Raw genomic sequence first — 13,820 nt, 5'->3', positions numbered from 1 at the left:
ATCAGGACAGGTGCTCGGTCAGAGGGACGACACGCCTCCGCGGTTCGGCGTATTTTTCCTCGCCTTGCAGGGTGCTTAGATTCGATACGGCCCAGTTGTAGATCTCGTGGTTAAAGCCGCCGACGACCAGCATCTCATCCGCATTGAGCCGCACAGAACGCGCACCGAGAAGCGAGACGGGCGTGCCGTCCACGTTCGGCCCCTTGATCTCTGTCCATGCGCGTGTCTTCGGATCGTAGGCATAGCCGTCCGTGTACGCTACGTTCGCGCCGCCGCTGAATACATAGAGCCGCCCGCCGAGGAACTCCGCAACGGACTGCTCGCGTGGCTCGCCGGGGAAGTCGGGGAGAGATGACAGCATCCCTGTCTTGACATCGTAGGTGTAGAACTTCTTGCTGAGTGTGCCGTCCTGCTTGCCGCCGCCGAGGTACACTGTGCCCTTGTCATAGGCGGCGACACCGTTCTGGAGGGAAAAGGGGAGGGCGGGCAGCGTCTCTGTATGGAGTTTCCCGTTCGGCGCGGTGAGGCGTGTCACTGCACGCGCCCCCGTCTCGTCCGTACTGCCGCCGAAGTAGAGCACGCCGTCCGGTGTCGTCACAGATACGCCGTAGCCGACGGGGTACGGCATCTGCGCGTGATCCGTCTCGGTGAGCCCTGCTGCCGTGGCACGCAGGACGTAGACGTCGGGATAGGTCACCTTTGCCCCGCCCGTGAGCGGCCCGCCCGCGGGGAAGTTCGCGCCGCCGCCGACGATGATGCAGTCGCCGAACGTCCCTTGTACGAGACCCGCAACGCCGATGTTCTCCGCGTATCCTGCGGCGGGGGAGAGTGTGCCGACCGACTGCCACGCGATCGGAGGTGTGCCGACTTCGGCGGGTGCGGCCGCAGCCGTAAGCGGTGCAAGCGCAATGAGTGCCGCGATCGCAGAGTGATGCCATGAGAGTTTCATATTGTTTTCTCCTTTGTGGACCTGTAATCTGACCCCCAAAAGCAGCTTGATTGTTTCGGCTTTTGGGGGTCATGTTATACACAATATATGGGTTCCTATGGAAGCACCGACACGCTCAGATTTCCATGCTCCTGAAAGAAGTGGTAGAGTGCGCCGAGCATACCCGCGTCGTTCTGTGTAGCGGCGAATGCAATGGTGGTTGCCTCGTAGACGAGGGGCGGAAGGCGGCCACGCAGTGCCTCCTCAAGGGGCGGGCGCAGTACCTCCTCCTGCGCCATGATGCCGCCGCCAAGGACGACGCGCTCAGGGTTCGCGACTGCGATGACGTTTGTGATCGCGTCCGCGAGTGCGTCGATGAGTGCCGTGACCTCCTCGGCGGCATCGGGATCTCCTTTCCTGAGGAGGTCAAAAACGGCGTGTCCGTCGATGCTGCCGGCAGGCAGCCCCTTTGTGCGGCAGACGGAGGCGACGAGACAGGTGGCGGAGCAGCGTTCGTGCAGCCGTCCGCCGGGGACGCGCATATAGGCGATCTCGCCCGCACTCTGCGATGCGCCGTGCACAACCTTCCCGTCCACGATAAGGCATCCGCCGATGCTCGTACCGATGGTCATGGCAAAGAGGGAGGAGCAGCCCTGCCCCGCGCCCCGCCACAGCTCGCCGAGCGCGGCGCAGTTGACATCGTTCTCGACGGAGGCGGGAAGTCCGAACGCATCGTGCATGAGGGCCTTCCAGTCTGTGCCTGTGTAGTCGGGGATCGCATCCGCAAGGGCATAGACAATACAGCCCGCCTTCGGATCGACCATGCCCGCAGTGGAGATGGCAACGCCCTTCACGGCATGGGTCTGCTGCGCCTCACGCACGATGGCAAAGACCTTTTGCACGATGCCAGTGCCGCCCTGCTCCTTTGCCTCGGTGGGCACAGAGCCGCGCGTGCGGAATGTGCCCGCCGCGTCCGCAACGCCGTATTTGATGGCGGTGCCGCCGATGTCGATGCAGATATACATGGATGTGCCTCCGTTCGATTGTTGCTTATTGTCGGCGATTCCTAAAGAAATTGGGGCAAGTCTCACGCGATATTTGAGACTTGCCCTTCCTTTACTCGACCCTAATTTTGAAAATCCCTTTCTTGAGCGGGGCTGCCTCGTCGACCTTCACTCCGGAGCGATGTACGTCCTCGGGGTAGCAGATGAGGAAGTCGCCGGGACGCATGATGGTGGTCTGGGTGACTGCGCCATCGGCGGGCACATAGTCCTTGTCCTCCTCGTATGGATGCGTCTGCATCCGCTCGATGAGGCTCACGTCGATTTTCTCTGTGCCCTCGGCGAGGACGTGGATGTCGATGTAGGCGCGGTGCGCCTCCCAGATCTTTTCGCTGCGCTCGCCCGTGGTATAGTGGGCGATATTGACGTAGACATTCTCGCCGTCGATGTCGTTGCGCCCCTTGGGGAGCGCGGCAAGGTCGTGCGTGCGGGCAAAGGCAAGTGCCTGCTGTACGCGCGGCGGGAGGAATGCGTAGGTTTTCTCGTGGTAGATGCTGCCGTAGATCATAGAACCTCCTTGGATATGTTTTTCATGCGTGACCCTCATTGAACACTTAGTTACGCAAGTGATCGTGCGCTTGTACGCTTAAATACCGACGGACTTCTTAAACGCGCTTCGCTTGAACGAAAGAAATCCGTCGGGGCGTACCGCGCTCTTTACCCACTTGCTCCACTAGGGTTCACTGAGATGTCACGCACGCTGCACAGCACGGTCATTCGCTTGCTCCACTGGGGTTCGCAAGGAGCAGTGAACAACTTGCCTGTCTATCCTATCAAACTTATGGTTTTTTTACAATTGTTCTCAGCTCCGCGTGCTCTGCACCGTTGTACCCGCGGGAGCCTCGTAGTTCGGCTCGGTGATGCGGCTGACGAGGTTGCCGACGATGAGCGAGATGACGATGGTGATGAGGGTGTACGACCAGAAGGAGACGGACGGGACGAAATACTTGAGGTAGAGGACAACCGCCGTTGCGACAATGAAGCCCATGAGTGCGCCCTTGGCGTTTGCCTTGGGGCAGAATGCGCCGAGGACGAACATGCCCGCCAGAGCCCCGAGTGCGAGTCCGATGAAGCTGTTGAACCACTGGTATGCCGAGCGGATGTCACTGCCTGCCATGACGATGGCGACGACGATGGAGAGGATACCGATGCCCAGAGAGATAAACTGCGCGATGCGCGTCTGTTTTTTCATCTCCATCGCGGGGTTGAGGACGGACTGGATGTCCAGAACCCAGCTGGTCGCAACGGAGTTGATGCCCGTGGAGAGGGTGGACTGCGCCGCCGCAAAGAGTGCGGCGAGGAGGATACCCGTGAGCCCTTCAGGCAGCTCGTAGGTGATGTACGCTGCGAGCACGAGGTCGCGGCGATCCGTCGTGAGCAGATCGGGGTTCTGCTGATAGAAGACAAAGAGTGCCGTACCGACGAGGAAGAAGACCGTGGCGGCAAAGATGGAGACAACTCCGTTGCCGAGTGTCATCTTGTTGAGCTGTTTCATGTCCGTGGTTGTAGTGAAACGCTGAACGATGTCCTGACTGGAGATGTACGATGCGAATGTGCCAAGGCCGCCGCCGATAAAGATGATGAAGACACTGGAGGAAATGATGTCGGGGCTGAACCAGACTTCATTTTCGAGCATGAACTTATGCCCTGTGGTGAGGGTATCCCAGACCGTGCCCCATCCTCCATGGATGCTGCCGATCATGGCGACGAGGGAGAGGGCAATGCCGACGATGAGAATCGTGCCCTGGATGAAGTCGGTGTAGAGAACCGCCTTGAGGCCGCCGGAGTAGGAGTAGATGATGGCGATGACACCCATGACAATGATCAGCATGTTGACATCGAGCCCCGTGACCTCGGCGAGTGCCATGGACGGGAGGTACATGATGATGGACATACGTCCGAGCTGGTAGATGATGAACATGAGTGCGCCGAGGATGCGGAGGTTGCCGCTCTGGAAACGCTTTTGGAGGTAGTGGTACGCCGTGTCGATTTCGAGCTTGCTGTAGATCGGCAGGAAGTAGCGAATCGTGAGCGGGATCGCGAACAGCATACCGAGCTGCGCCCACCAGAAGATCCACGAGCCGTGATACGAGTTGCCCGGGATCGCGAGGAACGAGATCGGGCTGAGCAGTGTGGCAAAGATGGAGACGCAGGTGACGTACCACGGTATTGTGCCGTCGCCCTTAAAGAACTCCTTGCCCTGCATTTCTTTTTTCGAGTAGTAGAGACCTGCGAGCAGAACGCCCACCAGGTAGATGACAAGGACTGCCGTGTCAATCCAGGTGAATCCCTGATGCATAGTTATCTCCTCCTGAGATGATGTCAAGGGGTATGATTTTGAACTATTGATTCGGATGGTGCCCCTTGCAAACACCTCGTTACGCAAGTGACTGCGTGCTTGTACGCTGAAATACCGACGGACTTCTTAAACGCACTTCGCTTGAACGAAAGAAATCCGTCGGGGCGTACCGCACAAGCGGTCAACGTCATCCAATCGCACTTCGCTATCGCTCGTGTTCTTGGGACGTTTTCCCATACGACCTGTTTCCCAATCAGCTTCGTCCTACGGACTTGCTTCTTGGACAGGTCAGTATTTCCTCACTTGCTTCACTAGGGTTTGCTGCGGGACACCAATCCTACCAAGCAGTTTCCGGCCCTTAGAAATACTTCTTGTAGATCTCTTTGGCGCGGGCACGCATCTCTGGCGTATATCCCTTCATCGGTTCGCGGCAGTAGCCCGCCTCAATGCCCTGCTCCGCAAGGAGGAGTTTGATCGTGCCGTAGAGGCCGTTGTCGAGGATGTCGGTGATGAGGTCGTTCGTGACGTGCTGCACTTCGAGTGCCTCGGCGATTTTGTTCGCGCGGGTGAGTTCGTAGATCTGACGGGCACGGGCGGCGTTAACGTTGTAGGTCGAGCCGATTGCGCCGTCGATGCCGAGGACGGTTGCGGGCAGGAGCATCTCGTCGAACCCTGCGAAGATGAGCTTGTCGGGGAATGCCTTGCGCATACGCTCCAGGAGGTAGAAGTCGCCCTGCGTGAACTTGACACCGACGATCTTCTTGTTCTCGAACAGCTTGGCGAACTGATCCACGCTGATGTTCACGCCCGTGAGGAAGGGGATGAAGTAGATGACCATGCGCGTATCAACGTCGGCGACGATGGTCTCGTAGTAGTGGCGTACCTCGTCGAAACCGAACTTGTAGTAGAACGGCGTGACTGCACTGATGGCATCGTAGCCGAGATCGACGACGAATTTTGCGAGCTCGACGGACTCCTTGAGGTTGATCGAGCCGACCTGCGCCATGAGGGTGATGTCGTTCTTCGCCTCGTCCTTTGCGATCTCGAAGATGCGCTTCTTCTCGTCGGTGGAGAGCATGAAGTTCTCGCCCGTGCTGCCGCCGACATAGAGTCCGTCCATCTTGTTGTGGTCGATGTTATGGCGGATGATCTGGCGCAGCCCCTTCTCGTTGATCGAGCCGTCCTCGTGGAACGCGCCGAGCAGTGCGGAGTAAAGGCCTTTGAGTTCTCTCATGATGATTTCCTCCTTAGAAATGGATGGGTGGGGAGCAAGCTCCATAATTAGTTGTGTACTTTATGCGATCGCATCGGTGAAGCGGCGCGCAATGAGCTGGGGCCGCGTGATGGCAGAGCCGACGATCGCGCCGTAGACGCCCGTCTGCATCGCTTCTTTGAGTTCCTCGGGGGTGTTGATCCGTCCCTCGGCAAAGACGGGAACGGCCGCGTCCTGTGCGAGGCGGCGCATGAGCTCGTAGTCCGGTCCCGTGAGCTGCGGGCTGTACGGGGTGTACCCCGAGAGGGTCGTGGAGATGGCATCCGCGCCCAGTTCCTGTGCCTTGATGCCCTCCTCGTAGGTCGAGATGTCGGCGAGGACGAGACGATGTGCCTCGTGGATGCGTGCGATGAGATCGCGTACGTCGGTTTTCTGCGGACGTTCACGCGCCGTCATGTCGAGGGCGATCATCTCGCAGCCCGTTCCGATCAGAGCCTCCACCTCGCGCATGGTCGGCGTGATGTAGATGGGGGAGTCGGCATAGTTCTGCTTGATGAGACCGATCACAGGCAGCTGTGCAACGGCACGGATCTCCTCGATGTCCGCGACGCTCTGTGCGCGGATCGCACACGCGCCGCCCTCCTTTGCCGCGCGTGCCATGCGGCCCATGATGAACGGGCTGTGCAGCGGCTCATCGGGCAGTGCCTGACAGGAGATGATGAGTTTTCCCTTTACGGCTGAGAAAAAATCCATAAAAGCGCCTCCAATTTATTACTATTTATCATAATTTATAACATAATATTTTATAGTTAAATATATTGTTTTGATTTCGATATATGATACCCAACGCGAACGCTTAGTTGCGCAAGTGCCCGCGTGTTTGTATGCTTTACGCACTTGTTTTACTAGGGGGTGCTTTGGAGTATCATCACTCTTTACGCTTCGACAAAACAACTTGTACCGCCGACGATTGTCCGCCGTATCCGGAAATCCTCATCGAAAATCACAATATCCGCATATTTTCCAACCGTGAGTGAGCCGAGTTTATCATATACATTCAGTTCCTCGGCGGGGGTGCGCGTCGCCATCTCCACAATGGAGGGAATGGATGCCCCCAGATTCTCACGAAGGATGCGCAGCCCCTCGTTCATGCGCAGGACGCTGCCTGCGATCGTGCCGTCGGCGAGAGTTGCGCGCGTTCCGTTGACGTAGACCTTCTGTCCGCCGAGCTCCGAGACTCCGTCCGAGAGGCCGCAGGCACGCATGGAGTCCGTGATCGGGATGATGTGCGTGCCGCGCTTCGCCGCGTAGATGATGCGCTGCATGGCGGGGTGGACGTGTACGTTGTCCACGATCAGCTCGCAGTTCGCGTCGGTGTCGAGTGCCGCGCCGAGGACACCGGGCTTTCGGTGATTCAGCCCCGTCATTGCGTTGCAGAGATGTGTGATGTGTGTTGCGCCGCGCGCAAACGCCGCGCACGCCGTCTCATAGTCCGCTGCCGTATGTCCGAGGGAGACGATGATGCCGCTCTTGCGGCAGCTCTCGATAAAATTCTCCTCGGTCAGCATCTCCGGTGCAATGGTGATGATCTTGATGACATCACGGTACAGCGCGATCTTTGCAAATGTGGGAGGGAGGATGTACTGTTCGTCCTGTGCGCCCTTCTTTGCAGGGCTGATAAAGGGACCTTCCATATGTGAACCGAGGATGCGTGCACCGTGCGGCTTCTCCGTCATTGCACGGCGGATGCGGACGAGTGCCCGCTCCACTGCGTCGTAGGCACAGGTCATCGTGGTCGGCAGGAAGGAGGTTACGCCTGTGCGCGCTTGGAATGCGGCAATTTTCCCGAGGGCATCTGCATCCTCGTCCATCGTATCCGCACCGTCACAGCCGTGGATGTGCACGTTCACGAAGCCGGGGGCGACGTATGCGCCCGCTGCGTCGATCACCTTATCCACACCCTCCGCCGTGAACTCCGCTGCGGGGACGATGCTCATGATCCGCTCATCGTAGCAGAGGACGAGGTCCGTCTGCGCGACAAAGCGTCCGTGTTCATTCGGCAGGATGAGAATGCCGTTTTGAATGGCGTTCATCAGGAATCACTCTTTTCTGCCTTGAGGAGCGTACCTGCCTCTTGGTCGACGATGAGGGTCACGCTCGGGTGCAGCTGGAGGATGGAGGCGGGAACTGTCGGCGTGATCGCGCCCATCACCGCGTCGCGCACCGCTTCTGCCTTCTCCGCGCCACTCGCGAGGAGGACGATGTGGCGTGCGCGGAAGATTGTACCGATGCCCATGCTCATTGCCTCGCGCGGAACATCATCCTGCGATGCGAAGAAGCGCGCATTTGCCGCGATCGTGCTCTCCTTGAGCGCAACCTTGTGTGTCATACGTGTGAACGCGTTCGCCGGCTCGTTGAACCCGATGTGTGCGTTGCGTCCGATCCCGAGCAGCTGCATATCGATGCCGCCCGCCGCCGTGATCGCTGCCTCGTAGCGTTCGCCCTCCGCCACGCTGTCTGCGGCGAGCCCGTTCGGGAAGAATACGTGATCCTTGCGGATATTCACATGGTCGAAGAGGTTCTCGTGCATGAAGCGATGATAGCTCTGCGGATCGTCCTCCGCGAGCCCGACGTACTCATCCAGGTTGAACGAGGTCGCTTGCGAGAAGTCGAGCCCGACCGTCTTATACAGCCAGACGAGGTTCTGGTACAGCTCGACCGGGGTGCTGCCTGTTGCAAGCCCGAGCACCGAGTTCGGCTTGATCCAGAGCTGGCCCGCAATGATCTTTGCCGCCTCCTCGCTCATCTTTTTATAGGTATCCGTAAAAATGATACGCATTGCGATACTCCTCTCCATGTATCTGTTCTGAAATCTCTTATAATATAGCACGCTTCAGAGTAGAATGCAATTATATTTCATAAAATATAATATATTTTATTTTACCTAGCAAATAAAATAAAATATATTTCGTTTTTATATGGATAAAGGAAATAAAAAAGACGCTAGGCGTCTGCATATTTCATGTTTTGAATCGTTTGATGAGATGTACTTTCTTAGGTATCCATCTGAATCCCCCTTTCGGGGGTTGAGTGACCGCCCTTTCGGCAGTGCTTCTGCGCAGAATAACACAAGAACATATGTAACACAAGAAAAGCTGCCATCAGGCAGCTTTTCTTGTGTCATGATGCAAGCATGCGCAATGTTTTTGCAATGTCTCCATCGATCACGATGCTCTGCGGAGCGATCTCGGGCGGCACATATTCTATGCCGAGATTCACCGCAGCGAATGTCACATCCGCGCGCTCTGCCGTCATGCGCCAGAACGGGTACTTGATGATGCCGGGCGTATTCATCCCCACGCCGAGCTCGAGGAGCAGCGTCCGCCGACCCTCCGTGTGTGTGAGGTAGTCCGTGTATCGCGCTGCCGCCGCGTGCCAGCCCGCATCCTCGACGAAGGAGGCGTCCGCGCGTAGATTCGTCATCATCTCCATGCCGTCGTCAGGGCAGTACGGGATGAGATCACTCGGAATCGCCATTGCGGGTGAACCGTTCTCGGGCGGCAGGAGTGTTCCGTCCTCTGCGAACGCGAAGCCCTGTGCCGTGAGCATGGCGCGCACGCTCTCCTCGTTGTCGTAGGTTTTCCCTGCTGACGCACCTGTGGGACGGCTGCTCTGAAAGAGACCGTAGTCCCCTTGCATATAGAAAATGCGTTCCTTCGCAGCGCCCGAACATTGAAAGGCATGATCCACATTCGTTGTCAGTACGAAATAGTCGCGTCCCTCCACGAGGTGCAGCAGATTTGGATAAACGTCGCTCGCGGGCATCGGCGCATAGCGGTTGATCCAGATGCTCCTGCTCCACCACGCCCAGAACATCTCACGCGACGGGAATGGATAAAATCCACCGCTGTAGATGTCCTCGATGCCGAAGCGCGTGTGAAAATCCGAAAAGTATTTCAGAAAACGTGCTCCCGCATAGTCATAGCCCGCCGCTGCCGACAGTCCCGCCCCCGCGCCGATCAGAATGCAGTCTGCGGATGCAAGGGCGTTTTTTAATTGAGTGATGATTTCCTTCATAGTAAGAGTCTCTCGTAGATGTGCAGATCTGCGTCCTTGAACACGTTGAACACGACGCGCTCGACGGAGGTGTTTTCCGCAAGAAATGCGCGTACCTCGCGCACGGCGATCTCTGCCGCAGCATCGTTTGGAAAATGAAATTCACCCGTGGAGATGCAGCAAAACGCGACGGACTTCAGCCCGTTCTTCGCCGCAAGCGTTAGGCAGGAGCGATAGCAGGAGGCGAGAAGCTGTCGGTGCTCCTCCGTCAGTGCACCGTGTACAATCGGACCAACCGTGTGGAGGACGTGTCGCGCGGGGAGGTTGTACCCTGCTGTGATCTTCGCCGCGCCCGTCGGCTCGGGATGCCCCTGCCGCTTCATGAGTTCCCCACATGCTGCGCGGAGCTGAAGCCCTGCCGCTGAGTGAATGGCGTTGTCAATACAACGGTGACACGGGATAAAGCAGCCGAGCAGTGCAGAGTTTGCCGCGTTTACAATCGCGTCGGCATTGAGCCTTGTAATATCGCCCTGCCATAGAGAGAGCCGTGCATCTAAGGGCACGACGGGAAGTGTCATCACGTCCACCACGCCGCGTGCCTTACGCTCGGCGGACAGCAGTTCATCTTGGATACGCAGAAACTCCTCCGAGAGCGGGCGCGGTGGGCGCACATTCATCAGCGCACGCAGCAGTTCCCGCTGTGCTGCCTGCGTCTCCTCCACCTGCGCCGCCTGTGCGTGGTACGCAGGTTGTTCGGAAAGGAGCATTTCGTTCAGTTTTTGAATGAGGGATAGGGACATGGGGACACCTGCTTTGCCTCAAAGGTTCATGAAAATGTTCTGTAATTATACTGATTACATATGAAGTATATCATGCAGAAAAAAGAATATCAATAGATACAATAAAAAATATAAAAATACCCCTGCCTTGGAAACGTCCAAAGCAGGGGCATGGATGCAGACAATGTGTCGAAATTCCTTACTCCTCCGGCAGGAGCATGGCGAGATCGGGCATAAGCTTTGTGATGTCACGAATGAAGACGCGCAGGACGCTCACCATGACCTCGGGATCGAATGCGTCGGGGTTGTGCGGAACGACGACATCGGCGAGGATGGCGGTGTCGGAGGTGAGGTAGAACTTGACGAGGCGGCTGTCCTGATTCTGCCGCATGAGCCAGCCCGTGAGCAGCATCGCGTTCGTATCGTCCACGGCGTTCTGCGCGAGACGGATGCGGATGGTGGCGTATGCTGTGGAGTCGATGATGACGACGATGGGCAGCCGCCGCTCCTCCACCTCGATCTCGCTCTCGAAGATCGTCGTGCTGCGGTCATCGCCCGCCTCACGGATCTGAAAGCCCGTGATGTTTTCCTTCTTAATATATTCCTCGAATGTCTTGGCCGCTTCGATCACGACCAATCACCTCCCCGCGCTTCGTATGTCATTTTCATAATAATTCATTATAACACAGAGGCGCGAAAAGGGGAAGAAAAAAGAAAACGCCGCGTGTACTGCGGCGTTCTCGGTGGATTCAGCTTCGTCGGAAATATGCGTCAAAGGAATCGCTGATAAAATGAAGTCTGTCAGATTGGTGCAGATTTTTTGTCCTGTCAAGGAGACAAACCGGACGCATAGCCGAAGCTATGTGGAGGATTTGTCGACGAAGAGAGGGCGAAAAAGATGCGCCAAGATGGCAGTGCTGAATTTATCAGTGCTTCCTAAAATTTATAGTTGCTCTTGAACCAGAGCGTGCGTCCCGGCTCGGTGATGTGACCACCGGCGGAGATGCCGAGGGCGGGGATTGCCGCCTCACTGTAGTTGACGAACTCGGCGTAGGTTTTGTTGAAGAGGTTGTCCACACCGAGGGAGAACGTCAGGTTCTCGTCGGGACGGTAGGCGAGGCTGAGTGAGAGGATGCCAAAGCCGCCCGTGGGGCCGTAGTCCGTGCCCGTGACGCTGCCGTAGCCCTTGTGATAGCGGTTCTGCTTGCTGACGAGCCGCCAGACCGCATTTGCCTCCGCCTTCTTGTGGCTGTACTTCGCCGTGAGATTCGCCTCAAGCGGCGCGATCTGCGGGAGCGGGGCATCGTTCGTGCGGTCGTCGCCGCGCGTGTAGGCGAGTGATGCGCCGAGCGTCCAGAGCGGGGAGACCGTGCGCGTGACCTCCGCCTCGAAGCCGTAGAGCCGCGCGTCCACATTGGCATAGGGGGTGCGTGCCGTGGGACCCATGCCGATCTGCGGTTTGCGCAGGATAAAGTCGTCAATGTGCGCGTAGTAGAGGGAGAGACTTGCATTCGTCTTCTCGCCCGTATAGACCCAGCCGAGGTCGAGCTGCGTATTCTTCTCCTTGGCGGGACGCGTCGTGGAGGGCGAGGCGGTCTGTCCATTTACGCGGTTGCTGTATGCTGCCCATGTGTGGTACGCCTCCCAGTAGTCGGCGGGGCGCTCTGCGTGGCCGAGGCCGACGTAGAACGTCAGCGGCTGCTTCTTTGCGGTGTTTTCCCAGCGGACGAAACCGCTGACGGCGTGATCGCTCGCACTGCCGGGAACGAGATTGCGCATGAGCATCCCCATGCCGTTGCGGAAGCGGGCGTTGTGGTAGTCCGTCTCCGTCCGATCATAGCGCAGTCCTGTGCGCAGGCGGCTGCGCTCCGTGAGGTCACGGTTGTACTCAAGGAAGATGCCGAAATTCTTGATGTCCATATCGTTGTTGAACGAACCCTTCAGACGCTTGTGTGCCTCGGCAAAGTAGTGCGCATCATGGCGCAGGTCGATGCCGACCGCGCCGCTGTCCTTCGGGGAGAACTTCAGGTCAGTGACGGCTCGGACACCGTACTGCACGCGCTTGACATCTGTGCCCATCATCCCGCCGGGGCGGAAGGTATAGTTGTCCATGATGTGATCAATCGTGTTGTGGTTGAAATTCAGCGTGAGTTTCTCCACGACGGGTGAGAGATGGGCGCGCTCGAACTTTACGGCGTAGCTGTCTCGGTCGAACTGACTGCCGTCCATCATGCCGTGCGCGTATTTCGCCCAGCCGCGGCTGCGGTCGTAGGAGACCTCAAAGAGGGTGTCGGGGTCGGGCGTGAGACCGACAATGCCCGTGAGGCTGTGGCGACCGTAGCCCGAGTGGATGCGCCGCCCATCGCCGTCCGCGTAGTCACGCGAATAGTTCCGCGTCTGGATGATGTGTGCGTAGCCCTCTTTTCCCCCTGCCGTGATATCGGTCAGCTCGTCAAAGCGGTGGTTCGATGCGCCGAGGACGGAGATATTGCCGCGTACGCCGGGCTTTTCAAAACGCTCCGTCTCGCGCTCGAAGATGACGCTGCCCGCAACGCTTGCGCCGTAGCGGACACTCTGCGGGCCCTTGTTCACGATGATGCGGCTGAACGTCTCGGGGAACGCATAGGTCGATGTGGGATCCATGCGGTTCGGGCAGCCGCCCGACATACCGCCGCCGTTCATATCCATCACCATGCGCGAGCCGCCCATGCCGCGCATCATCGGGTCGCCGCCGAGCCCGCCCTTGCGGACGACGGAGAAGCCGGGGATGGTCTTGAGGTAACCTGCACCGTCGGCGGCGGGGATGGGCTGGCGCGGACGCTGCGGGTCCGTGGAGAGGGTGAGCGGCGTTGCCGTGCGATAGCCCGTGACGATGACCTCGTCAAGGGTAAATTCGTACATCCCGTCGACGGCGGGGGTGCTCGTCATGTCGTGCATATCCGTCTGCATGGTCTCTGCCGCGTACGCGTGCGCACCAAAACACGCTGTGCTGAGCGCCATGCCGAGTAGAGCAAGGCGGGGTGATCGGGTCATTCCGTATACCTCCTGTAGCATGGAAATGAGACTTATTATACGATAGATAGCAGAATGGTAACATAATTCTGATAGATAAGTCAAACAGGAATATTTAATGATAGCACAATATATGAGAATGGCGTGCGAGAAAGATTCAGTGAAATGAAAAGGGAGCGCTGCACGAACGCCCCTATCGACTCGCTGCGCTCGCCACTTACTGACCTGTCCGAGAAGCAAGCCCGAAGGGCGTAGCTGAGCGGGTAACAGGTCGTATGGGAAAACCTCCCAAGAACACAAGCCGAAAGGCGCAGTGTGATTGGAAGAGGTTGACCGCTCCCCCGCTCTGACGGGGGAAGCTAAGATGCCATAATCCTAGCCTCCCCCGTGCGACACGGGGGAGGGGGACCGCGTAAGCGGTGGAAGGGGCGCTTGTAGCGATACCCCTGACAATGAAAAGGGGCAGCTGCAC

Annotated in this window: 13 protein-coding genes; 1 reads left to right on the top strand and 12 read right to left on the bottom strand. The window is 58.0% G+C overall.

What is annotated here, in order from left to right:
* Window position 1 precedes the first annotated feature (1 nt).
* From HMPREF9334_RS04565 to HMPREF9334_RS04515, 11 genes are all read right to left on the bottom strand, one after another.
* Entirely contained in the window at window positions 2-949 is a 948-nt protein-coding gene (locus HMPREF9334_RS04565; RefSeq protein ID WP_006692328.1) for a cyclically-permuted mutarotase family protein, read from the bottom strand.
* A gap of 95 nt (window positions 950-1,044) precedes the next feature.
* Window positions 1,045-1,953 (bottom strand): ROK family protein, encoded by a 909-nt coding sequence (locus HMPREF9334_RS04560; RefSeq protein WP_006692327.1) that lies wholly within the window; start codon window positions 1,951-1,953, stop codon window positions 1,045-1,047.
* Between the two features lie 91 nt (window positions 1,954-2,044).
* A complete protein-coding gene (locus HMPREF9334_RS04555; RefSeq protein ID WP_006692326.1) occupies window positions 2,045-2,497 on the bottom strand; it encodes a NanQ anomerase/TabA/YiaL family protein in 453 nt (150 codons plus the stop codon).
* A gap of 294 nt (window positions 2,498-2,791) precedes the next feature.
* Window positions 2,792-4,288, bottom strand: coding sequence for a sodium:solute symporter family protein (locus tag HMPREF9334_RS04550; RefSeq protein WP_006692325.1), 1,497 nt, complete (start codon window positions 4,286-4,288; stop codon window positions 2,792-2,794).
* Window positions 4,289-4,646: 358 nt separating this feature from the next.
* Window positions 4,647-5,522, bottom strand: coding sequence for an N-acetylneuraminate lyase (locus HMPREF9334_RS04545; protein ID WP_006692324.1), 876 nt, complete (start codon window positions 5,520-5,522; stop codon window positions 4,647-4,649).
* Between the two features lie 60 nt (window positions 5,523-5,582).
* Window positions 5,583-6,254 carry an N-acetylmannosamine-6-phosphate 2-epimerase gene (locus tag HMPREF9334_RS04540; RefSeq protein WP_006692323.1) on the bottom strand — a complete coding sequence of 224 codons (672 nt, stop codon included), beginning with the start codon at window positions 6,252-6,254 and terminating at the stop codon, window positions 5,583-5,585.
* Between the two features lie 182 nt (window positions 6,255-6,436).
* Window positions 6,437-7,594, bottom strand: a complete 1,158-nt coding sequence (gene nagA, locus HMPREF9334_RS04535) for an N-acetylglucosamine-6-phosphate deacetylase (protein ID WP_006692322.1) — start codon at window positions 7,592-7,594, stop codon at window positions 6,437-6,439.
* Window positions 7,594-8,340, bottom strand: coding sequence for a glucosamine-6-phosphate deaminase (gene nagB, locus HMPREF9334_RS04530; protein WP_006692321.1), 747 nt, complete (start codon window positions 8,338-8,340; stop codon window positions 7,594-7,596). Before nagB ends, nagA begins: the two co-directional genes overlap by 1 nt.
* Before the next feature lie 341 nt (window positions 8,341-8,681).
* Entirely contained in the window at window positions 8,682-9,578 is an 897-nt protein-coding gene (locus tag HMPREF9334_RS04525; protein WP_006692320.1) for an SIR2 family NAD-dependent protein deacylase, read from the bottom strand.
* Window positions 9,575-10,357 carry a protein-ADP-ribose hydrolase gene (locus HMPREF9334_RS04520; protein WP_006692319.1) on the bottom strand — a complete coding sequence of 261 codons (783 nt, stop codon included), beginning with the start codon at window positions 10,355-10,357 and terminating at the stop codon, window positions 9,575-9,577. The genes HMPREF9334_RS04525 and HMPREF9334_RS04520 overlap by 4 nt, the downstream gene beginning before the upstream one ends.
* Before the next feature lie 178 nt (window positions 10,358-10,535).
* A complete protein-coding gene (locus HMPREF9334_RS04515; RefSeq protein ID WP_006692318.1) occupies window positions 10,536-10,967 on the bottom strand; it encodes a hypothetical protein in 432 nt (143 codons plus the stop codon).
* A gap of 160 nt (window positions 10,968-11,127) precedes the next feature.
* Here HMPREF9334_RS04515 and HMPREF9334_RS12505 point away from each other — a divergent pair, with 160 nt between their 5' ends.
* Window positions 11,128-11,295 carry a secretion protein HlyD gene (locus tag HMPREF9334_RS12505; RefSeq protein WP_071985969.1) on the top strand — a complete coding sequence of 56 codons (168 nt, stop codon included), beginning with the start codon at window positions 11,128-11,130 and terminating at the stop codon, window positions 11,293-11,295.
* On the opposite strand, the gene HMPREF9334_RS04510 is transcribed toward HMPREF9334_RS12505, so the two are convergent.
* The gene (locus HMPREF9334_RS04510) at window positions 11,273-13,369 is read right to left on the bottom strand and encodes a TonB-dependent copper receptor (protein ID WP_039957288.1); all 2,097 of its coding nucleotides are present in this window, start codon (window positions 13,367-13,369) and stop codon (window positions 11,273-11,275) included. The two genes, HMPREF9334_RS12505 and HMPREF9334_RS04510, sit on opposite strands and share 23 nt — an antisense overlap.
* Between the last annotated feature and the right edge of the window lie 451 nt (window positions 13,370-13,820).

Source organism: Centipeda infelix ATCC 43532, from assembly GCF_000234095.1.
GTDB classification, from domain to species: domain Bacteria; phylum Bacillota; class Negativicutes; order Selenomonadales; family Selenomonadaceae; genus Centipeda; species Centipeda infelix.
This window is presented reverse-complemented; position numbering and strand designations above follow the sequence as displayed.